17 protein-coding genes are annotated in these 22,058 nt (G+C 39.8%); all 17 read left to right on the top strand.

The genetic code is table 11. The features are described from left to right. Positions 1-58 precede the first annotated feature (58 nt). The 17 genes from L6410_RS08760 (at position 59) to L6410_RS08680 (ending at position 22,048) form a co-directional block, all read left to right on the top strand. Positions 59-1,177: a pectinacetylesterase family protein gene (locus tag L6410_RS08760; protein WP_237395346.1), complete on the top strand. Its 1,119-nt coding sequence runs from the start codon at positions 59-61 to the stop codon at positions 1,175-1,177. Between the two features lie 9 nt (positions 1,178-1,186). Continuing rightward, complete coding sequence (locus L6410_RS08755; RefSeq protein ID WP_237395345.1) at positions 1,187-2,206, top strand: alpha/beta hydrolase; 1,020 nt, start codon at positions 1,187-1,189, stop codon at positions 2,204-2,206. 1 nt (position 2,207) lies between these two features. Continuing rightward, on the top strand, positions 2,208-2,807 hold the full coding sequence (locus L6410_RS08750; protein ID WP_237395344.1) for a DUF1349 domain-containing protein: 600 nt from the start codon (positions 2,208-2,210) through the stop codon (positions 2,805-2,807). A gap of 115 nt (positions 2,808-2,922) precedes the next feature. Then, positions 2,923-4,206 carry a trigger factor gene (gene tig, locus L6410_RS08745; RefSeq protein WP_237395343.1) on the top strand — a complete coding sequence of 428 codons (1,284 nt, stop codon included), beginning with the start codon at positions 2,923-2,925 and terminating at the stop codon, positions 4,204-4,206. 250 nt (positions 4,207-4,456) lie between these two features. After that, the gene (locus L6410_RS08740; RefSeq protein WP_024396397.1) at positions 4,457-5,377 is read left to right on the top strand and encodes a metal ABC transporter solute-binding protein, Zn/Mn family; all 921 of its coding nucleotides are present in this window, start codon (positions 4,457-4,459) and stop codon (positions 5,375-5,377) included. Positions 5,378-5,405: 28 nt separating this feature from the next. Continuing rightward, the gene (locus L6410_RS08735) at positions 5,406-8,579 is read left to right on the top strand and encodes a pneumococcal-type histidine triad protein (RefSeq protein ID WP_237395342.1); all 3,174 of its coding nucleotides are present in this window, start codon (positions 5,406-5,408) and stop codon (positions 8,577-8,579) included. 135 nt (positions 8,580-8,714) lie between these two features. Further along, positions 8,715-9,299, top strand: a complete 585-nt coding sequence (gene rpoE / locus L6410_RS08730; RefSeq protein WP_237395341.1) for a DNA-directed RNA polymerase subunit delta — start codon at positions 8,715-8,717, stop codon at positions 9,297-9,299. A gap of 166 nt (positions 9,300-9,465) precedes the next feature. Continuing rightward, complete coding sequence (locus L6410_RS08725) at positions 9,466-11,067, top strand: CTP synthase (protein WP_172089768.1); 1,602 nt, start codon at positions 9,466-9,468, stop codon at positions 11,065-11,067. A gap of 199 nt (positions 11,068-11,266) precedes the next feature. Then, the gene (locus L6410_RS08720; protein WP_172075484.1) at positions 11,267-11,521 is read left to right on the top strand and encodes a DUF1912 family protein; all 255 of its coding nucleotides are present in this window, start codon (positions 11,267-11,269) and stop codon (positions 11,519-11,521) included. A 15-nt stretch (positions 11,522-11,536) separates the two neighbouring features. Beyond that, positions 11,537-11,923, top strand: a complete 387-nt coding sequence (locus L6410_RS08715) for a helix-hairpin-helix domain-containing protein (RefSeq protein ID WP_172075486.1) — start codon at positions 11,537-11,539, stop codon at positions 11,921-11,923. A gap of 241 nt (positions 11,924-12,164) precedes the next feature. Then, complete coding sequence (locus tag L6410_RS08710) at positions 12,165-12,554, top strand: VOC family protein (protein WP_160863702.1); 390 nt, start codon at positions 12,165-12,167, stop codon at positions 12,552-12,554. Next, a complete protein-coding gene (locus L6410_RS08705) occupies positions 12,551-13,123 on the top strand; it encodes a shikimate kinase (protein WP_237395340.1) in 573 nt (190 codons plus the stop codon). Before L6410_RS08710 ends, L6410_RS08705 begins: the two co-directional genes overlap by 4 nt. A 266-nt stretch (positions 13,124-13,389) precedes the next feature. Further along, on the top strand, positions 13,390-15,372 hold the full coding sequence (locus L6410_RS08700) for an HsdM family class I SAM-dependent methyltransferase (RefSeq protein ID WP_237395339.1): 1,983 nt from the start codon (positions 13,390-13,392) through the stop codon (positions 15,370-15,372). Further along, positions 15,365-16,375: a virulence RhuM family protein gene (gene rhuM / locus L6410_RS08695; protein ID WP_237395338.1), complete on the top strand. Its 1,011-nt coding sequence runs from the start codon at positions 15,365-15,367 to the stop codon at positions 16,373-16,375. Before L6410_RS08700 ends, rhuM begins: the two co-directional genes overlap by 8 nt. Continuing rightward, on the top strand, positions 16,368-17,972 hold the full coding sequence (locus L6410_RS08690; RefSeq protein ID WP_237395337.1) for a restriction endonuclease subunit S: 1,605 nt from the start codon (positions 16,368-16,370) through the stop codon (positions 17,970-17,972). The genes rhuM and L6410_RS08690 overlap by 8 nt, the downstream gene beginning before the upstream one ends. Further along, entirely contained in the window at positions 17,972-20,623 is a 2,652-nt protein-coding gene (locus L6410_RS08685; RefSeq protein WP_237395336.1) for a valine--tRNA ligase, read from the top strand. The genes L6410_RS08690 and L6410_RS08685 overlap by 1 nt, the downstream gene beginning before the upstream one ends. A gap of 144 nt (positions 20,624-20,767) precedes the next feature. Continuing rightward, positions 20,768-22,048 (top strand): hypothetical protein, encoded by a 1,281-nt coding sequence (locus tag L6410_RS08680; protein WP_024418618.1) that lies wholly within the window; start codon positions 20,768-20,770, stop codon positions 22,046-22,048. The last annotated feature ends 10 nt before the right edge of the window (positions 22,049-22,058 follow it).

The following is a 22,058-nucleotide window of genomic DNA, read 5'->3' as shown; positions in this document are numbered from 1 at the left end:
ATAAAAAACGAAACACTTGTTTCTAAAAATATACCATAAAGGACAGAAAAAAGAAAGTATGAAAAAAGTTTGGAAAATAGTAGCGGCTGTAACAGTTGTTCTAGCCTTGCTTGGTTTTATTGCCTACAAAAAGACATTTGGCTGGTCAGCTCCTGAGCTTGTTGACCAGACCCCACAAGTGAATGAATGGTACCGCCTCAGTCCCGAAGGGGTTGTAGATTCTCAGGGCAATCAGGCACATGGCCTGCTTCGTATCGGTAAAGAGAAGGATAAGGTGATGGTCTATTTCTTCGGTGGTGGTGTGAGTATCAATGAAGAGACTGCTAGTGGTGGCACACGTTATTTTGCGACCACAACTGGCCATCAAGATTATGTCGCAACTTGGGGAATTGGAAGTCCGCAGGAAGACAATCCATTTAAGGACTGGACTATGATTGTGCTTCCGTATGGGACAGGAGATTTTCATGCAGGGACCCAAAACTTTTCTTATATAGATGATAACGGAAAAGAGCAAGTAGTCCATCACCAAGGTTATTCCAATCTGATGAGCATTTTAGCAGCTGCCAAGTCTCACATAGGTAATCCAGATACGCTTCTGGTAACTGGATTTTCAGCTGGCGGGTTTGCAACGTCATTGCTTGCGGACGGAGTGATTTCACAATTTCCAACTGCAGAGAATATCACGGTTGCAGTTGACAGTGCCTTTTTGAGACATGATAATTGGAAAAGCATTGCGGAAAATGTCTGGAAAACACCGACTTCCATTAGTGACCGTCTGCATTCAGACAATCTTGTTTTGGATAGCTTAGTAGCCCTCCATGAGAAGCGAGGGGATCGGGTTAAGATATTGTTTGATATTTCCTATCGAGATGGGATTCTTCAGCAATATCAGGCCTATATTGACCAAGGGCAGCTAGCTGATGCAACAAAAGCGAGCAGTGATGACTTTCAAATCAGGCTCAAACAGATGGTACAAGAGCTTCAAACTCAGATTGAGGGAGTGGGTATTTTTATCTGGAACCATGGGCAAGATGAAAAAACTACCGCTACTCAGCACACAACCATTAACTTTTCAACTTTTTTCACACCAATGGCTCAAGATAAGAGTGTGGCAGAATGGCTGGATGATGCTGTCAATGGACAAGTAAACAGCTATGGATTAGAACTATTAGATTAGGAGAACAAAATGAAAAAAATTAAAAAAATCATCTTATGGATCCTTGGGATTGTAGCTAGTCTTGGTATCATTGCTTATGTGTCCGTTACCAATCATCCGCAGTTGGTAGTCGGAGTCATTCAATCGTTTATGTACAAGGAGAGTTCACCGAACTCTTACAGTCCCCTTTATGATTCCATTGACGGCTTGAAAGAAAATGGTCAGTATTTGAAAAGTGAGATTGCCTATAGCAAGGACTACCCTAACAGCTTTTTAGATATTACTTATCCAGACCAAAATCTTGAAGCTGACCGTCCAACCCTCTTCTATTTCCACGGTGGTGGATTCTTTGGAGGGAGTAAAAATATGGGGGACCCTCTGGCTGCCAGCCAAGCCACCTATCTCATTGACGATATCGTGTCAAAAGGATATAATGTTGTCAATGTTGACTATGCGCTTGTGCCAGATCACCATTTCCCAACGCCTGTGATTCAGATGAATCAGGCTATCGCCTATATAAAGGAACACGCTGAAGAATACCATTTGAACATGGACAATGTCGTCTTAATGGGCTCATCAGCAGGTGCCATCATGGTAGCACAATACGGTAGCCTCTTAGCCAACAATGATTACGCTCAGCTATTGAACATTGAACCAAGTATTGCAAAAGAACATGTCAAGGTTCTGGTTATCGACGACGCTCCCTTAGATTACGCCAAGTTTAGCTTAAGCACGAAGCTCTTGGTTGGAAATTATGTTTCAGAAACCATTTATCTAAGTGAGGAAGAAATCAATGCCTATAACCCGATTTCCCATGTGAACAAGGACTACCCAGCTAGTTTCCTGTTGGGAAGCGAGTATCGGACAGATATGGTGTCGCTCAATAAGGCCTTGAAGCAAGCGGGAGTTGAAAATGAATTGGTCGATCCTTTAGCAGAAGAAGGGCTTGAAAAGCCACATGGTTTTGTGGCGAATTTACGAACAGACCCTGTGTCTGCCAAAGCATTTGAGCGGATGTTGGCTTTTATAGATGAACGAACTAAGGAGTAACATGGACACAAAGAACTTTTACTGGGTGCGAGAGCCAGAAAACTACCAGATTTCAGACAAGGAAATCAGAATCACAACCCAAGCCCATACGGACTTGTGGCAGAAAACCTATTATCATTTTGTCAATGACAATGCTCCCTTGCTCTTGATGGATACGGAGGAAGAGTATTTCTCCTTTACGGTTAAGACAGATTTTTCCAATAGTCATACCCGCTTTGACCAGTGTGGTGTCGTGGTTTATCAGGATTCGGAAAACTGGATCAAGGGCTCGATTGAGTATGAAAATGAAGATTTCCAGCACCTAGGTAGCGTCGTGACCAATCATGGCTTTTCAGACTGGGCAACTCAGGAAATCCCTGCTTCGGTCAAGTCTATTTATTACCGTTTGAGCCGACGGGGTAGTGATTTCTGCATCGAAAACTCTAAAGACGGTGTCCATTTTGAGCAGATGCGGATCTGTCACCTACATGAAGGCAGTGGTAAAATCCATTTTGGAATCTATGCCTGTTCGCCAGAAGATTCTTCTTTTGAAGCGGTCTTTTCCGAAATGAGTTTGACAGACTGCAAGTGGTTGGCCCATGACGGACAACAACCAGATTAGAAGATTAGCTTCCAGCTCTGCCAATTCCCCAAAACTCAATCATAAAATCGTTGAAATCCTTGCTAATTGTGTTATAATGAAGAGTATGCAATAAAATTTTAAGGAGAATGACAGAATGTCTGTATCATTTGAAGCAAAAGAAACAAACCGCGGTGTATTGACTTTCACAATCGGTCAAGATGCGATTAAACCAGAATTGGACCGCGTTTTCAACAAAGTTAAGAAAGATATCAATCTTCCAGGTTTCCGTAAAGGTCACTTGCCACGTGCCGTTTTCAACCAAAAATTTGGTGAAGAAGCACTTTACCAAGATGTAGTTAACGCTCTTTTACCAGCAGCTTATGAAGCAGCAGTTACTGAAGCAGGTCTTGAAGTCGTTGCACAACCAAAAATCGACGTTGTATCTATGGAAAAAGGTCAAGACTGGACTATTAACGCTGAAGTTGTAACAAAACCTGAAGTAAAATTGGGTGACTACAAAAACTTGACAGTTTCAGTAGAAGCAACTAAAGAAGTATCTGATGAAGAAGTAGATGCGAAAATCGAACGTGAACGCAATAACTTGGCAGAATTGGTTATCAAAGAAGGTGCTGCTGAAGAAGGTGACACTGTTGTCATCGACTTTGTTGGTTCTGTTGATGGAGTTGAATTTGACGGTGGTAAAGGTGAAAACTTCTCACTTGGACTTGGTTCAGGTCAATTCATCCCAGGATTTGAAGCACAATTGGTAGGTCATGCAGCTGGTGAAGAAGTAAATGTTGAAGTTACTTTCCCAGAAGACTATCAAGCAGCTGACCTTGCAGGTAAACCAGCACTCTTCGTAACAAAAATCCATGAAGTAAAAGCAAAAGAAGTTCCAGCTTTAGACGATGAATTAGCTAAAGATATTGACGAAGAAGTTGAAACTCTTGATGAGTTGAAAGCGAAATACCGTAAAGAATTAGAAACAGCAAAAGAAATTGCATTTGATGATGCAGTTGAATCAGCAGCTCTTGAATTGGCAGTTGAAAACGCTGAAATCGTTGAATTGCCAGAAGAAATGATTCACGAAGAAGTTCATCGTGCAATCAACGAATTCTTAGGTGGTTTGCAACAACAAGGTATATCACCTGATATGTACTTCCAAATCACTGGTACAACTCAAGATGACTTGCATAAACAATACGAAGCTGATGCTGAAAAACGTACTAAGACAAACTTGGTTGTTGAAGCAGTAGCTAAAGCAGAAGGCTTTGAAGCAACTGAAGAAGAAATCAACAAAGAAATCGAAGACTTGGCAGTAACCTACAACATGGAAGTGGAACAAGTTCGCAACTTGCTTTCATCAGAAATGCTTAAACATGATATCGCTGTGAAGAAAGCAGTAGAAGTGATCACAAGCACTGCAACTGTAAAATAATTGATTATGATAAAACTCGACCTATGGTCGGGTTTTTTATTTGGGAAACTGTAGAGAGTTAGGAAATACCATTTGCAAATAGGAATGAAATGGATCTAACTCAACTCTATAAGAGATAGGAATACTGGGCTTGTTCGTTCTTGAGCAATAGTTTGATGTTGGATTGGTTGATGTAAAAAATCCAAATAAATACTTGACCGGTTAATTATCTTATGATATAGTTAACTAGTTAACGAAAAAGGAGGAGATTATGCTAAAGAAAATAATCCAATGCGGCATCTTAACGATGCTTGGTTTTCTTCTTGCATCTTGTTCGGTTCAGAAGGAGTCAAGTCAGGTTCAGTCTGGATTGAAGGTTGTCACTTCATTTTACCCAATTTATTCACTGGTTAAGGAAGTGTCTGGTGAAAGGAATGATGTCCGAATGATTGGTTCAAGGCAGGGGATTCATTCTTATGAACCATCGGCAGCAGATATTAAGGCTATTTATGACGCCGATGTCTTTATTTATCACTCACGGATTCTGGAGTCGTGGGCGAATCGGTTGGAACCGAATTTACAAGGGTCATCCGTCAAAGTCTTAGAGGCTTCAACAACTCTACCCTTGAAAAAGGTTCCAGGCTTGGAAGATGTAGAAGCTGGTCAAGGGATTGATGAGGCGAGTCTATATGATCCACATACTTGGTTGGATCCCGTTTTGGTGGGACAAGAAGCTGTTGCGATTGGGGAACTGTTAGCAGAAAGTGACCCTGAGTATGCAGATTATTACCGAAAAAATGCTAAGGATTTAGAGAAAGAGGCTCAACAGTTAGCTGATAAATATGTTACTGTATTTTCTAAAGCAAGTTCAAAAACATTTGTAACCCAACATACGGCTTTCTCTTATACTGCACAACGTTTTGGGTTGAATCAGTTGGGAATAGCCGGTGTTTCAGAGGAAGAACCGAGTCCAAGACAGCTGGCAGAAGTCAAAGAATTTGTGGATACCTACCACGTTAAAACGATTTTTACGGAAAAAGGTGTTTCAAATAAGCTTGCTCAAGCATTGGCCAGTTCGACTGGAGTGGATTTGAAAGTATTGGATCCTCTTGAAGCAGATCCTGAAAATAATGCGACGTATTTAGAAAATTTAGAGCAGGTTTTAGAAACTTTGGCTCAGGAGTTGAAATAAGAGATTTAAATAACCGAAAGGGGAGAATATGAAGAAAAAAGTTGTTGTTGGTTCTGTTGCAACCCTTGTTTTAGGGATGAGTCTGTGTAGTTATCAGCTTGGTCGTTTCCAAGCTATGGAAGAACAGAAGAACCGAGTGGCCTATGTTGAAGGCGGTCAGAGTGAACAAAGTACGGTTGCGGAGGAACTGACGCCAGATCAAATTTCTGCCAAGGAAAATATCGATGCGGAACAGATTGTTGTTAAGATTACTGATCAGGGGTATGTGACGTCACATGGAGATCATTTTCATTACTATAATGGAAAGGTTCCCTTCGATGCAATTTTTAGTGAAGAATTGGTTATGAAGGATCCAAATTATGTCCTTCAAGATAGTCACATTGTCAATGAAGTGCAAGATGGCTATGTTATAAAAGTTGACGGAAAATATTACCTCTATTTGAAAGATACCAATAAGCATAAAAATGTCCGTAGTAAGGAGGAAGTAGAGCGACAAAAGGGAATTTCGTCAGCAGATAGTAAAAAACAAGCCACAGGTCAGGCTGGTGCGGATGGTCGCTATAGAACTGATGACGGGTATGTCTTTAACCCGACGGATGTCATTGAGGATACAGGTGATGGATTTATTGTTCCTCATGGAAGCCATTTTCATTTCATTCCGAAAAAGGATCTTTCTGCATCGGAATTAAAGGCTGCACAAGACTACTGGAATCAAAAGGGAACTGTCAATACAGCTAGTGGTCATCAATATGGTGGGGGTAGTCGTCAACAAGAGCAGATTGCTACCACTCAGGTAGTGCAAGGACAAGATTTGTCTAGTTTGCTGGCTCAATTAGATGCCACACCTTTATCTCAGCGCCATGTAGAGGCTGATGGCCTGGTCTTTGATCCGAGAGCAATCACCAAGAAAACAGCAACAGGTGTTATCGTTCCACATGGCGACCATTATCATTTTGTTCCCTATAGCCAGATGTCTCCTCTGGAGGAGAAAATTTCCAGAATGATTGGATTAAATGGATCAGGGGTTTCTTCTACTCAACAAGCAAGGCAGCCTCAGCATACACCGACACAACCAACCAATCCAGTCAGACCAATTGGGACGGTTCCAACATTACCAGTATCACCAACTAAACCCAAGCAGACAACAGGGAAAATGGTTTCTTACATGGGACGCCAGATTCCTGCTTATGGGAAAGGGTTGGATGGTAAGGCATATTTCACTAGTGACGGTTATGTCTTTAGTAAAAAATCTATTACCTCAGTTGATGACCAAGGTTTGGTGGCTAGTCATGGTGATCATTTCCATTATGTTGGATTTGGAGAGCTAGAAGATTTCGAAATCAAGCAGGTAGAAGAATGGGTAAATGAGAAAGCTGGGAAACAGAATCCGACCAAGGTTACTGAACAAGCTAGTGGTAACATTAAGCCAACGGATTCTGCTCAAGGAAATGAGTCTAAGCCCTCAACGCCTATTCAAGAGACTCCTGTAAAACCTGATGATACAATACAAGCAGATAGACCGGCGTTTGAATACAAGCATGTCATTGCGAAACGCAGTCAAGATGAAAAAGTGATTTATGATGTTGAGTTAAATGGCAAAACCTACTCATATTCTCGAAATGAATTGGATTTAATGAACATTTCATTTGCTGAATTAACATTGGCAGAAAAAGATAAGCAGTATGTATTTGATGTTGCACCGCTTGCAGAGGGAGATCTTAAACCGGCTATGTTGGTTAGTATGGATCACATTCCGATGAAAGGTGCTAATGCAACCTATGATACGGGTCAATCCTTTATTATTCCACACATCGACCACATACATGTCCTGCCTTACACATGGCTCAGCAAAGAGCAAATTGCTACTATCCGTTATATCATGCAACATCCTGACATTCGTCCGTCCGCCTGGACATCAAGTGGACATGGTGATGGAGAAGCAACAGACATTGTGCCGCCTATTTTAAATGCAACACCAAAAACCAATCGTGTAGGTTTGAAAAACTGGCAAATTATTTATACAGCAGAAGAAGTGATGGCTGCGCGTGCTCAAGGAAAATTTGCAACCAATGATGGGTATATCTTTACAGCGGAAGACGTCTTGGATCCAGCAAGTTTTGTCTTTAGTCAAGCCTTTAGCTTACCAAGAGCAACGGGTGGTTCACTCCGTTCAGTGTCGAAGAAAGATTTGTCCAAGGCAGAATTGGAAGTTGTACAAACTCTTCTTGATAAACGAGACGCTGAAGAATTGGCGAAAAATGTCACACCAATTGAGAAACGTGCAGGTTTGAAAAATTGGCAAATTGTTCACTCGGCAGAAGAATTGGCAGAAGCTAAGGCAGCAGGAAAATATACAACGAAAGACGGCTATATTTTTGACCCGGCAGACCTATTAGATCCAAAAGTGAAAATAGGTACGGATAACTATCGCATCCCACGTGTGATTACAGATGGTTACCGTCGGATTAACAAGAGTGATTTGAATTACTTAAGCGAGCTGATCCCAGCAGAGGCTATGGTAGCTCAACGTGAGAAATCTAATTCTAGTTCACCGTCAACACCTGTACCAACTGAAACAGGAACAACTGCAGGCGAGACAACAACGCCAGAACAGCCACAAGTTGCCAAAGAAACAGCAGAGGAAATTTACAACCGAGTTGAAGCGAAGAAAGTCGTTCCTTTTGAAGCACTGACCTACAATGCTGGCTATGCGACCGAAGTACGCAACGGGACTCTAGTGATTCCGCATCAAGATCACTATCACTATGTATCCTTTAAATGGTTTGACCAAGGCAGTGCAAGAAGTCCTGAAGGGTATAGTCTAGAAGATTTCCTAGCAACGGTTAAATACTACATGACTAATCCACAAGAACGCCCTGTTTCAGACGATAGCTGGGGAGTATTTACACCAAGTACACCATCTGAATCAACAGAAGAAACAGAGACGGAAGAAAGTGATGAAGAAATTATTTCTGAAGAAACTGAGGAAATTGACGAGTTTACAGAAGAATTAAAACGAAGAGCAGAAGAGTTTGGCATGGACTTCAAAACCTTTGAACAAAGTCTGGTCACGCTCTCAGACCGTTACAAAGTTTCTTTTGAAGCTTTCGAATATGATGCAACAAGCAAAGTTGTTCGACTTGTAGATAAGGATGGGGTCAAACGGACCATTTCCCTTCCAAGTTTAGAAGAACAAGTATAGTAAAAAAATACCTGTAGCGCTGTGAACTGAACAGCTCTGCAGGTATTTTTTTACAGAAAAACGATAAAGATTATCTTTGACTATTTGCTTTTTTTAGCGTAAAATAGAAAGGAAAGACAAAAAAGGAGAAAAGCCTTGGAACTTAACGTATTTGCAGGACAAGAAAAAAGCGAACTTTCCATGATTGAAGTAGCTCGTGCTATTTTGGAAGAACGTGGACGTGACAATGAAATGTATTTCAACGACTTGGTCAATGAAATTCAAAATTACCTTGAAAAATCAAATAGCGAAATTCGTACAGCTCTACCAATCTTCTATTCAGATTTGAATGTGGATGGTAGCTTTATCCCACTTGGGGATAATAAATGGGGTCTTCGTTCATGGTATGCTATCGATGAGATCGACGAAGAAGTGATTACTCTTGAAGAAGATGATGATGCACCAAAACGTAAGAAAAAACGTGTCAATGCCTTCATGGATGGAGATGATGATGCCATTGATTATGGTAATGATGATCCAGAAGATGAAGATGGTTACGAAGATACGGATGAATCAGGATATGACGATGAAAATCCTGATGATGAAAAAGATGAAGTGGAATCATACGATTCTGAAATAAATGAAATCATTCCGGAAGGCGACTTAGTTGATGAGGATGTTGATTTGGCTGAAGATGACGATGATGATGATTATTCCGACGACGAAAATTTGGAAGATTAATATCCATTGACAAGATAGCCAAATTGAGATAAGATAATATCGGGCACCTCTTTTGAGGTCGGAGCTCCCTAGTTCATAGGGAGCTATTTTTGTTTTTTCGTCAGGTTAGTAAAAGGGTCTTCCCCAAGATCTTTCGATTAGCTTGATTTGTAGAAAGGGAGTTTGCATGACAAAATATATTTTTGTAACAGGTGGTGTGGTTTCATCTATTGGTAAAGGGATCGTGGCAGCCAGCCTTGGTCGACTATTGAAAAACCGTGGACTGAAGGTAACCATTCAAAAATTTGACCCATATATCAATATTGATCCAGGAACCATGAGTCCTTACCAGCATGGGGAAGTGTTTGTGACGGATGATGGTGCAGAAACTGATTTGGATTTAGGTCACTATGAACGTTTTATTGATATCAACCTCAATAAATATTCAAATGTTACAACTGGTAAAATTTATAGCGAAGTCCTTCGTAAAGAGCGTAAAGGTGAGTATTTGGGCGCAACTGTTCAAGTTATTCCACATATTACGGATGCTTTGAAAGATAAAATTAAACGAGCTGCGCGTACTACAGATGCGGATGTCATCATCACGGAAGTAGGTGGTACAGTTGGTGATATTGAAAGTTTGCCTTTCCTTGAAGCGCTTCGTCAAATGAAAGCGGAGGTGGGTTCAGATAATGTTATGTATATCCACACAACACTTCTACCTTACCTTAAGGCGGCTGGTGAAATGAAAACAAAGCCAACCCAACATTCTGTTAAAGAACTGCGTGGTCTGGGGATTCAACCAAATATGTTGGTGATTCGTACTGAGCAACCAGCTGGTCAAGGAATTAAAAATAAATTAGCTCAATTCTGTGATGTGGCTCCAGAAGCTGTGATTGAATCACTAGATGTTGAGCATCTTTATCAAATTCCGCTGAATATGCAAGCCCAAAATATGGATCAAATCGTTTGCGACCATTTGAAATTAGATGTGCCACCAGCAGATATGACAGAGTGGACTGCAATGGTAGATAAGGTATTGAACTTGAAGAAAACGGTAAAAATTGCCCTAGTTGGTAAATATGTTGAACTTCAGGATGCCTATATTTCAGTTGTCGAAGCTTTGAAACATTCCGGGTATGCTAATGATGCTGCTATCGAATTGGACTGGGTCAATGCCAATGATTTAACAGCTGAAAATGTAGAGGAGCGTCTTAGCCAAGCCCAAGGGATTATCGTTCCTGGTGGATTTGGTCAACGTGGAACAGAAGGTAAGATTCAAGCTATTCGATATGCGCGTGAAAATGATGTGCCAATGCTAGGTGTTTGTCTGGGAATGCAATTGACTTGTGTTGAGTTTGCTCGGAATGTTCTAGGTTTGGAAGGTGCTAATAGCTTTGAATTAGACCCAGAAACTAAATATCCGATCATTGACATCATGCGTGACCAAATTGGAGTAGAAGACCTTGGCGGAACACTTCGTTTAGGCTTGTATCCAAGTAAACTCAAACGTGGCTCAAAGGCTGCTGCTGCTTATGATAACCAAGAGGTTGTGCAACGTCGTCACCGTCACCGCTACGAGTTTAATAATGCATTCCGTGAGCAATTTGAAAAAGCAGGATTTATCTTCTCAGGAGTATCACCTGACAACCGTTTGGTAGAAATTGTTGAAATTCCTGAAAATAAATTCTTTGTAGCTTGTCAATACCATCCAGAACTGCAATCTCGTCCAAATCGTCCAGAAGGTTTGTATACAGCTTTTGTTACGGCAGCGATTGAAAACAAATAACTGTCATGTTGAAGAGGAATACAAGGTTTCAGTGGATTCCTCTTTCCTATTTTTTCAATTAGATGCTATCTCATCACCAATTGATAAGAGTATAATTATATTTGTGTAAAAAATGACAGAATATTTGTGCTTTCCAAATGGTGATTTTATGGTATAATATGTCGGTGTGTTTATTATTGAACAGACGAAAGAGGAAAAAATGACAAAAGAACAAGAATTTTTAAAAGAATTTGAAGCTTGGGTGAATACACAAGTCATGGTCAATGAAATGGCTGTTGAAGAAAGTCGCCGTGTCTTGGAAGAAGATAAGGATGAGCGTGCTGCGGATGCATATATTCGTTACGAGAGCAAGCTGGATGCTTATCGCTTTATTCAAGGAAAATTTGCCAACTACCATGCTGGTAAAGGATTTCATGATTTACCAGATGAATTGCTTGGTCAACGGAATTATTAAGGAGAGGATTTAGCATTGTCAAAGAAAAAAGCAAATCGTAAAAAACAATTGAAAAAACAACTAGCAGACTTGAGACGAGCAGGGCGTGTCGGTCTTGAAACTGCTCGCGGAGCTGTTGAGACAGTCGCACATCAGGCTGAAACTTTCGTAGAACATGCTGTGGAACAAGTGAAAGAAGTTGTAGCAGAGGTGACTTCTTCAGCGGCTTCATTGGAAGACTTTTTGGCACTTCCTGAGTTGGAAGGCATTGCGGCAGCACGTTTGGAAACCTTCTACGAAGCAGGAATTCAATCTGTAGCTGATTTTGCAAACCATACAGAAAAGGATCTCTTGGCTCTTAAAGGCATCGGTCCTGCAACTATCAAGCAGTTGAAAGAAAAAGGGATTGAGTTGAAAGCTTAAATCCCTTGCTTTTCAAGGTGCAATTTGTTACAATAAAGCCATTCAGAGGTGTTTTGAGCCCCATTTGTCACAGGAAGCGGTGGTACTGAGAAATCCGCACAAATGTCAAAACTGGTTGCTGATGATGTGAATCGAATAAGCAAAGTGCAGATAAATTATCTGAACAAGGGTGGTACCGCGGAATAACTTCGTCCCTGTCTAGCAAGTCTAGGCAGGGATTTTTATTTGGAAAGGAGAAGGTATGTTACATCATGTTGAAATATATGTTTCAGACTTGGAAACCTCACGGGCATTCTACGACTTTCTCCTGACCAAGCTGGGCTACTCGCTCTATCAGGAGTGGGAGGACGGGCTATCTTATAAAAAAGCAGAGCAGTACCTGGTCTTTGTCCAAACGCCACAGGACTTCCTAGGAGCAGGCTATCACCGGTGCCGTATAGGTCTCAATCATCTAGCCTTTCATGCAGGAACACCTGATGATGTTGACCAATGGCGGAAGAAATTTTTGACCAGACGAGTCAAACTGCTCTACGATGACCGCTATCCCCACGCTGGAGGACCAGATCACTATGCTCTCTATTTGGAAGACCCAGATGGGATCAAGATAGAGTTGGTGGGGGAGGCAAGATGAATCTAATTATTATTGGAGCACAAGCTTCTGGCAAGATGACCATTGGGCAGGAGGTTGAAAGATTAACAGATTTGGTTTTGTTTCATAATCATGAATCAATCGATTTCGTAACAAAATTTTTTCCAATGTCTGACGAAGCGAGAGAACTTATTAATGATATTCGTATGAAGTTTTTTGAAACCTCTGCGAAAACTGATTTGGGTTTGATTTTTACAGTTGTTATTGACTTTAATGATCCAGCAGATATTTCTTTTTTAGAGAATATTCAAGAGATTTATCACAGTAGGAATCAAGCTGTTCTGTTTATTGAATTGGAAACAGAGCTGCAAGAACGTTTAAGAAGAAATGTGACCGAAAATCGTTTGCAACATAAACCTTGGAAAAGAAATATTGAGTGGTCTGAAAAAGATATTCTAGATACTATGAAGTTTGCAAACTTTAATCCAGAATTTGCTCCTAAGCAACTCTACCATTATCATAAAATTAATAATACCCAACTTACTGCCAATGAGGTTGCTCTATTGATTATCCAAATAATGAGAAAACTTGAGCAAGAAAAAACGAAATAGCCAGCCCAGAGGACTGACTATTTCAAAGAGAATTTATTTGCTATTCTTAGCTATATAGTTAGTATATCTCTTCAAACTTAAATGAATCTGAAAGCATAATCCATCTAAGTGGAGAAATATACGATTCGTAATGAGAGAATCTAAAAACGAAAACAGCCAACCAAATCGACTGTTTTCTAGGAGATTATATGAAAAAGAATTGGGCTATTTCTAGCTTGAAGATAGTATAAAACAATTTTCTTAAAGAATACTAAAGGAATAGGAATATGGCAAAAAAAGAAGTAAATACTGATCTATGGGTACATGAACTTTTAAAAGAAGCTGGTATCCGGGATAAATTTGATGCTCAAGGAAGTAATATCAAGGAATTAGACGATTCCCTAAAAACGGCTTCTAAAAAAGGAACTGGTAAACCAGGCTTTCCAGAATATGTAGGAGTTGTTAAAGATTTCTTGATAATTATTGAGGACAAGCCAGAATTATCAAAACACATAAACTATACCGATAATGACCTAATTGCAGATGATGTCAAATCAAATACAGACTATGCAGTAAATGGTGCTGTCTTTTATGCTAAGCACTTGGCAGGTCAAGTTAGTTATAAAAAAATTATCGCACTAGGAATTAGTGGTAATGAAAAAAAGCATCGTATTACACCAGTTTTTGTAAATGAACGCGGGGAGTACTTTGAATTAGCTGATATTGAAACTTTAATCTCATTTTCAGTTGATAATATTGATGAGTATTATGTTAAAGAAATTCTGCAAGAAAAAACCAATTTTGAAAAAGAAACTGCTGAAATTTTAAAAGATGCGGCGACTTTGCATAATGACCTTAGAAATTATGGTAATATTGAAGAGAAGAACAAACCGTTAATTGTTTCAGGAATTCTCTTAGCTTTGAGAGAGACAGAACACGGGAATTTTTCACTGGAAAGTTTAACAGGTGATACTGTAAAAACGGATGGTTCAAAGATTTATGCTGCTATTAAAGCTAATCTTCAGCGTGCTAATGTTTCGCCTGAGGTGAAAAAAGACAAACTACTTAGCCAGTTTGCGATCATCAGAGATGATGTTAAAATTAATGAGAACAATAGCACGTTAGGGAAAACACCAATTAAGCACTTTACAGAATTTCTTTATAAAAGTATATATCAAAGCCTAAGATACAATAGCTCTGCGGAAGATTATCTTGGTCGCTTTTATGGCGAATTTATGTCTTATTCTGGCGGAGATGGACAGAACTTAGGGATTGTTTTGACACCAAAGCATATTACTGAGCTGTTTTGTGATTTAGTTGATTTGAAGCCAACGGATAAGGTCTTTGACCCAACTTGCGGAACGGCTGGTTTCTTGATTGCTGCTATGCATGATATGCTGACAAAAGCAGAGAGTGATTACCAACGTGAGCAGATTCGTAAGCACCAGCTTTTTGGTATTGAAGAGCAATCTTATATGTTTACCATTGCAACCACCAATATGATCCTACGAGGTGATGGGAAGAGTAATCTTGAAAATCAAGACTTTCTGCGCCAAAATCCTAGTAAACTACAATTAAAGCAATGTAATGTTGGTATGATGAACCCACCCTATTCAATGGGCTCAAAAACAAATACTGAATTATATGAAATTAACTTTACAGAACACTTGTTAAATTCCTTAGTTGAAGGGGCTAAGGCTGCTGTTATTGTACCTCAGTCAACCTTTACAGGAAAAACAAAGTTTGAAAAAGAAGCGAAACAAAATATCTTAAAATATCACACTTTGGAAGGTGTTATTACCCTCAATAAAAATACCTTTTACGGAGTGGGGACAAACCCTTGTATTGCAGTGTTTACAGCTGGCATTCCCCATCGTCCAGAAAAGGAATGTAAGTTTATCAATTTTGAAAATGATGGGTTTGAGGTTTCTAAGCATATTGGTCTCGTTGAAACGGCTACTGCTAAAGATAAAAAACAGCATTTGCTGGATGTTTGGTTTAATCGTACAGATGCGGAAACGAAATTCTGTGTTAGTACGACAATTGAAGCCGATGATGAGTGGCTCCATTCTTTCTACTATTTCAATGATGAGATCCCAACTGAAGAAGATTTCCAAAAAACCATTGCAGATTACCTCACTTTTGAAGTAAATATGATTACACATGGACGCGGATATCTTTTTGGGATAGAAGATAAAGAGAATTATCAAGAAATGAGTGACACTGATGAATTTCAGATGGTAGCGGAAGAAGGTGATAAGTATGAATGAAATTTCTAATTTTATCCTTTACACAACACCTAATGGTGAGGTACATCTGGATATTCTTTTACAGGATGAGAATCTCTGGCTGACGCAAAAAGGGATTGCAGAGTTGTTTGGTGTTGCAAAATCAACAGTAAGTGAACATTTAAAAAACATTTATAATGATGGAGAACTGGTCAAACTAGCAACTGTTCGGAAATTCCGAATAGTTCAACAAGAAGGTAATAGAGCAGTTCGACGTGAACTAGAATACTACAGTCTTGACGCTATTATCTCAGTTGGCTATCGTGTCAACTCATCAAAGGCAACACAATTTCGGATTTGGGCGACTGATACTTTGAAAGAGTTTATTATCAAAGGTTTTGTGCTTGATGATGAACGCTTGAAACAAGGGCAGACAGTCTTTGGACAGGACTATTTCCGTGAACTCTTAGAGCGTATCCGATCTATCCGTGCTAGTGAGCGCCGCATTTATCAGCAGGTGACTGATATTTTTGCAGAATGTGCGATTGATTATGACAGAAATTCAGAAATCACTAAGAATTTCTATGCTATGGTGCAAAATAAATTTCATTTTGCTATTACGGGCAATACCGCTGCGGAAATTATTTATCATAAGGCAGATGCTGATAAGGAGCAGATGGGGCTGACAACTTGGAAGAATGCTCCAGATGGTCGCGTGCTGAAATCGGATGTGATTGTGGCTAAAAATTATCTACAAGAAGCAGAAATTCGTCAGCTTGAACGGACCGTAACCGCTTATTTTGACTATATTGAAGGCTTGGTTGAACGCCGAAATACTTTTACCATGCAGGCCTTGGCAGAAAGTATTGACCGCTTCCTATCTTTCAATGAATACCAAATTCTAGAAGGCAAAGGTACCATTTCTAAAAAACAGGCAGATGAAAAAGCTAATCAAGAGTATGAAAAATTCAATCGCATCCAGAAAATTGTGTCAGATTTTGATAAGCAAATCCAGAAACTGATGGCAGGTGAGAAAGATGAGTAAGTTAAAGTTGACAGATGTGGAGTGGAAAGAGTTTTTATTTCCAGATATTTTTCCAGAGATCTTTATAGCAAAATCATCTGACTCAAATGCTCTCAGCGAAGGAGAAGTGCCATTCATTGGAAGAAGTTCAGTTAATAATGGATTCCAAGGTCTTTATTATGTTTCCAAAGATAAAATTGTTAAGAAAAATTGTATTACAGTAAGTATGGTTGGAGAGCCGAGATCGTTTTATCAACCTTATGACTTTACTTGTAGTCAAAATATTTTAGTTTTACGAAATGACTTCTTGAATAAAGATATTAGCAAGTTTTTAATTTCAATTATTGATAATTATTTGACTTCAAAAGGATTTGGTTATGGTTACCCCGTTGGACTGAATAGAGTAATAAAAAATAAACTCATGCTTCCTATTGATTCTCATGGTCAACCTAACTGGCAATTTATGGAAGACTATATCAAACAGGAGCAGCAGCAACAAGCTCAGCAAGTCATTGACTATTATGAGCGTAAACTGGTTGATTTAGCTGGCGAAGTGGTGGGCTTGGATAAGGTTGAGTGGAAAACGTTTTGCTTAGGAGAAGTATTTGATTTAATTACAAAAGGTAGTAAAGGTCTTAATCATTTAGAAAAAGGGATATCCGACGGAATCAGTTATGTAGGAGCAACCAATCGTAATAATGGCGTTTTGGATTTTGTTGAACAAAAAGAAAGCCTGATATACTCCGGAAATGCTATTGCCTTTATTCGGAACGGAGAAGGTTCAATGGGATATAGCGTCTATAAAAAAGAAGACTTCGTTGCATCACAGGATATAACAGTTGGATATAATGAAAATCTGAATGAATATAATGCTAAATTTATAACCACAGTAGCTGATCAAGTTAGGGGAAAATATAATTTTGGATATAAACGAAATCAAGAAAGATTGAAACGAGAGACTCTAACACTACCCGCTGACAAAAACGGCAATCCTGATTTCCAATATATGTCGGACTTTGTGAAAAAATTAGAACTTGATAAAGTTCAAGAAGTGCTTGAATATATATATATATATATTAAAATGAAGACGATACTTGAAGAAAAAGTTTGTGAAATTTCTTGGAAAGATTTCTGGATTGAATATATTTGTGACGTTAAATCTGGTGTTCGTCTGACCAAAGGTAATCAAGAGGCTGGGGAACGCCCTTTCATTGGTGCCAGTGATAGCGACAACGGAGTGACGGCATTTGTATCTAATACGAATAAAAGTCTTGATGAAAATGTACTCGGTGTTAATTATAATGGCAGTGTTGTCGAAAATTTCTATCACCCTTACCAAGCTATTTTTTCAGACGATGTCAAACGCTTAAATTGGAAAGATGGGACAATTGGCAATAAATATACCTATCTTTTCTTAAAACAGATGATTTTATCTCAAAAAATCAAATATGCCTATGGTTATAAATTTAATGGTGAACGGATGAAGCGCCAGAAGATTATGTTACCAGTTACTGAGGCTGGACTACCAGATTATGACTATATGAAATCGTACATGCAAAAGCAAGAACTAGAACAAATTTTTAAGATTTTGAATTATTTACATCAGGAGAAAAATTAATGTCAAAAGAATTATCACCAAAATACAATCCAGCCGAGGTTGAGGCTGGTCGTTACCAAACTTGGTTGGACCAAGATGTCTTTAAGCCGTCAGGCGATGCGGAGGCGAAGCCTTATTCTATCGTCATTCCGCCACCAAATGTAACAGGTAAATTGCACTTGGGACACGCTTGGGATACCACCCTTCAAGACATCATTATCCGCCAGAAACGCATGCAGGGCTTTGATACCCTCTGGCTTCCAGGTATGGACCATGCGGGGATTGCCACACAGGCTAAAGTTGAGGAACGCTTGCGGGAGCAAGGTATCACACGCTATGATCTTGGTCGTGAAAAATTCCTCGACAAAGTCTGGGAATGGAAAGATGAATATGCTACAACCATCAAGGAGCAATGGGGTAAACTAGGTTTATCTGTGGATTATTCACGTGAACGTTTCACACTTGATGAAGGTTTGTCAAAAGCTGTTCGCAAGGTCTTTGTAGAACTCTACAAAAAAGGCTGGATCTACCGTGGCGAATTTATCATCAACTGGGATCCAGCGGCTCGCACAGCCCTTTCTGACATCGAGGTTATTCACAAGGACGTCGAAGGTGCCTTCTACCACATGAATTACATGTTGGAAGATGGTTCTCGTGCCCTTCAAGTTGCGACCACCCGTCCTGAAACCATGTTCGGTGACGTTGCGGTGGCGGTTAATCCAGAAGATCCACGTTACAAGGACTTGATTGGTAAAAACGTTATCCTGCCAATCGTAAACAAGCCAATCCCAATCGTTGCGGATGAACACGCCGATCCTGAATTTGGTACAGGGGTTGTGAAAATCACGCCTGCTCACGATCCAAATGACTTCCTCGTAGGTCAACGCCACAATTTGCCACAAGTCAATGTCATGAACGACGACGGTACGATGAACGAGTTGGCAGGTGAATTTGCAGGTATGGACCGCTTTGAAGCTCGTAAGGCAACGGTTGCTAAGTTACAAGAACTGGGTGCCCTTGTTGAAATCGAAAACCGTGTGCATTCCGTTGGTCACTCGGAGCGTACAGGTGTGGTAGTTGAGCCACGCTTGTCAACCCAGTGGTTTGTTAAGATGGACCAACTAGCTAAGAATGCCATTGCCAACCAAGACACAGCTGACAAGGTAGAATTTTACCCACCACGTTTCAACGATACCTTCCTGCAATGGATGGAAAATGTACACGACTGGGTAATCTCGCGTCAGCTTTGGTGGGGGCATCAGATTCCAGCATGGTATAACGAATCTGGCGAAATGTACGTCGGAGAAGAGGCTCCAACAGGTGACGGTTGGGTACAGGATGAGGATGTCCTAGACACCTGGTTCAGCTCTGCCCTTTGGCCATTCTCAACTATGGGCTGGCCTGACGAAAACGCGGCTGACTTCCAGCGTTACTTCCCAACCTCAACCCTGGTAACGGGCTACGACATCATCTTCTTCTGGGTGTCACGGATGATTTTCCAATCGCTTGAGTTCACAGGCCGTCAGCCATTCAAGAATGTGCTGATCCACGGTTTGATCCGTGACGAAGAAGGTCGCAAGATGTCCAAGTCGCTTGGAAACGGGATCGACCCAATGGATGTCATCGAGAAATACGGTGCGGACGCTTTGCGTTGGTTCCTGTCAAACGGCTCTGCCCCTGGTCAAGATGTTCGTTTCTCTTATGAGAAGATGGATGCTTCTTGGAACTTCATCAACAAGATTTGGAACATTTCCCGCTATATCCTCATGAACAATGAAGGCTTGACCTTGGATGCAGCGCGTGAAAATGTTGTCAAAGTCGCAGCTGGTGAGGCTGGTAACGTGACGGACCGCTGGATTCTCCACAACCTCAACGAAACCATTGCTAAGGTCACTGAAAACTTCGACAAGTTCGAGTTTGGTGTGGCTGGTCATATTCTTTATAACTTCATCTGGGAAGAGTTCGCCAACTGGTATGTGGAGCTGACCAAGGAAGTGCTCTACAGCGATAACGAGGCTGAGAAAGTCATGACTCGCTCTGTCCTTCTCTACACGCTGGACCAAATCCTTCGCCTCCTCCACCCTATCATGCCGTTTGTGACGGAAGAGATCTTCGCCCAGTACGCAGAGGGCTCTATCGTGGTGGCAGCTTACCCTGTGGTCAACCCAGCCTTTGAAAATACGGAAGCCCACAAAGGAGTGGAGAGCCTTAAGGACTTGATTCGTTCGGTGCGAAATAGCAGAGCAGAAGTGAATGTTGCGCCATCTAAACCGATTACTATCTTGATTAAGACGGCAGATAGCGAGCTTGAAACCTTCTTCAAGGCAAATGAAAACTACATCCGACGCTTTACAAATCCAGAGCATCTGGAAATCAGCTCAAGCATTGCTGCGCCAGAATTAGCCATGTCAGCCGTTATCACTGGTGCTGAAATCTTCTTGCCACTCGCCGACCTCCTCAACGTAGAAGAAGAGTTGGCTCGTCTGGACAAAGAGCTTGCCAAATGGCAAAAAGAACTAGACTTGGTCGGCAAAAAACTCAGCAATGAACGCTTCATCGCCAACGCCAAACCAGAAGTCGTTGAAAAAGAAAAAGAAAAACAAGCCGACTACCAAGCAAAATATGATGCGACAGTAGGACGGATTGAAGAGATGAAAAAGTTGGTGGGGTAACTGATAAAATACGATGACATTTGAATTTTTGTCAGCTAGGGAAATGCTGGATAATTTGATTAAAACACGGATATTTTCCGTGTTTTATGATACACTATAGCTGATACTTAGAATAGATTAGTCAATTAAATAAAAGGATAAAAGATGTATAAATATACAGACTATTTAGAGCAATATGATAGAATAATGCAATTTAATAAAAACAAAGAAGTTAGTGTACATCGATGGTATCCTTTTGTTGAGGGATACTCAAAAGAATTTATCAATTCTGTAGTCGATGAACAAGGATACGATGTCAAGTTATGCCTAGAGCCTTTTTCAGGTAGTGGAACCACTGCTCTAGAATTATCTAGAAGAAGCGTTAGTTGTATATCTTTTGAAGTCAATCCGTTTATGTTTGTTCTATCTAAAGCTAAATTGAAAGTGAATCAATATAAAATTAGAACAATTAGAAATCATGTCTCTGTAATGACAGATTTTTTAGCAAATTTAGATGATAGTGAAATTGATTTAAAAAGTGAATTTCCTACTTTAGTTGAAAGTCAAGATAAGAAAAAATGGAATCTTGATAAAGAGGTTTTTATTGCCCTTGAAAAATTGAAATTGGCGATAGACTCATTGAATACAAAGCTTTATAAAGAACTATATATAATTTGTCTATCCAAAATCTTACTGGATTATAGTAATTTATACAGAAATGGGAAATGTCTATCTTATAAAAAAAATTGGCAAGAGAAGAGATATTCTCAAGAAGATGTTATCAATAGTTTTTTTAGATTTATCAAAGAGATTATCGTTGACGATATAAAAGAGCAACCAAGTAATACATTCTCAAACAATCCACTATTATACAGGGGCGATTCTAGAAAACTTATTTTTGAAAAAGTTGCGAATAATTCAGTAGATCTTATTATAACCTCTCCCCCATATTTGAACTCAAGAGATTATACAGATTCTTATATGCTGGAGTTAAAAGCCCTTGATTTTTTTAAAAACTATAATGATATTAAGGAGCTTAGGGCTCAGACGATTCGTTCGCATGTACAATTAAAGATAAGTAATCTAGACAATGTAAATAGTCCTCTTTTAAAAATCACCCTTGATAAACTTGAAGTTGCGAGTAAAACTATTTCATCTTGGAACGAAGAAATTTTAAATATGATTCTGGCTTACTTTGAGGATATGCAGATTATTTTTGAAGGCATGTATCAAAAATTGAAAAATAGTCGTAGGGTTTATTTTAATGTTTCTAATTCTGCCTATTTTGGAGTTTTAATCAATACATTGGAAATTTGTGCTGAAATAGCTGAAAACATAGGATTTAAAGTTATTGAAATCCGAAAGGCGAGGTATATCAACCCTAGTCCACAACAAAAAGAAAAAATCGGGAAATTACTTGAAGGAGTTTTAGTTCTAGAAAAATAGGAGGTACTTA

This window comes from Streptococcus parasuis, from assembly GCF_021654455.1.
GTDB lineage: Bacteria > Bacillota > Bacilli > Lactobacillales > Streptococcaceae > Streptococcus > Streptococcus parasuis.
This window is presented reverse-complemented; position numbering and strand designations above follow the sequence as displayed.

Coding starts and splice junctions, on each gene's coding strand:
- L6410_RS08735 (WP_237395342.1), top strand. CDS start 5,406: ATGAAGAAAAAAGTTGTTGTTGGTTCTGTTGCAACCCTTGTTTTAGGG.
- L6410_RS08705 (WP_237395340.1), top strand. CDS start 12,551: ATGAATCTAATTATTATTGGAGCACAAGCTTCTGGCAAGATGACCATT.
- L6410_RS08680 (WP_024418618.1), top strand. CDS start 20,768: ATGTATAAATATACAGACTATTTAGAGCAATATGATAGAATAATGCAA.
- L6410_RS08755 (WP_237395345.1), top strand. CDS start 1,187: ATGAAAAAAATTAAAAAAATCATCTTATGGATCCTTGGGATTGTAGCT.
- L6410_RS08725 (WP_172089768.1), top strand. CDS start 9,466: ATGACAAAATATATTTTTGTAACAGGTGGTGTGGTTTCATCTATTGGT.
- tig (WP_237395343.1), top strand. CDS start 2,923: ATGTCTGTATCATTTGAAGCAAAAGAAACAAACCGCGGTGTATTGACT.
- L6410_RS08750 (WP_237395344.1), top strand. CDS start 2,208: ATGGACACAAAGAACTTTTACTGGGTGCGAGAGCCAGAAAACTACCAG.
- L6410_RS08720 (WP_172075484.1), top strand. CDS start 11,267: ATGACAAAAGAACAAGAATTTTTAAAAGAATTTGAAGCTTGGGTGAAT.
- L6410_RS08685 (WP_237395336.1), top strand. CDS start 17,972: ATGTCAAAAGAATTATCACCAAAATACAATCCAGCCGAGGTTGAGGCT.
- L6410_RS08710 (WP_160863702.1), top strand. CDS start 12,165: ATGTTACATCATGTTGAAATATATGTTTCAGACTTGGAAACCTCACGG.
- L6410_RS08700 (WP_237395339.1), top strand. CDS start 13,390: ATGGCAAAAAAAGAAGTAAATACTGATCTATGGGTACATGAACTTTTA.
- L6410_RS08760 (WP_237395346.1), top strand. CDS start 59: ATGAAAAAAGTTTGGAAAATAGTAGCGGCTGTAACAGTTGTTCTAGCC.
- L6410_RS08740 (WP_024396397.1), top strand. CDS start 4,457: ATGCTAAAGAAAATAATCCAATGCGGCATCTTAACGATGCTTGGTTTT.
- rhuM (WP_237395338.1), top strand. CDS start 15,365: ATGAATGAAATTTCTAATTTTATCCTTTACACAACACCTAATGGTGAG.
- L6410_RS08690 (WP_237395337.1), top strand. CDS start 16,368: ATGAGTAAGTTAAAGTTGACAGATGTGGAGTGGAAAGAGTTTTTATTT.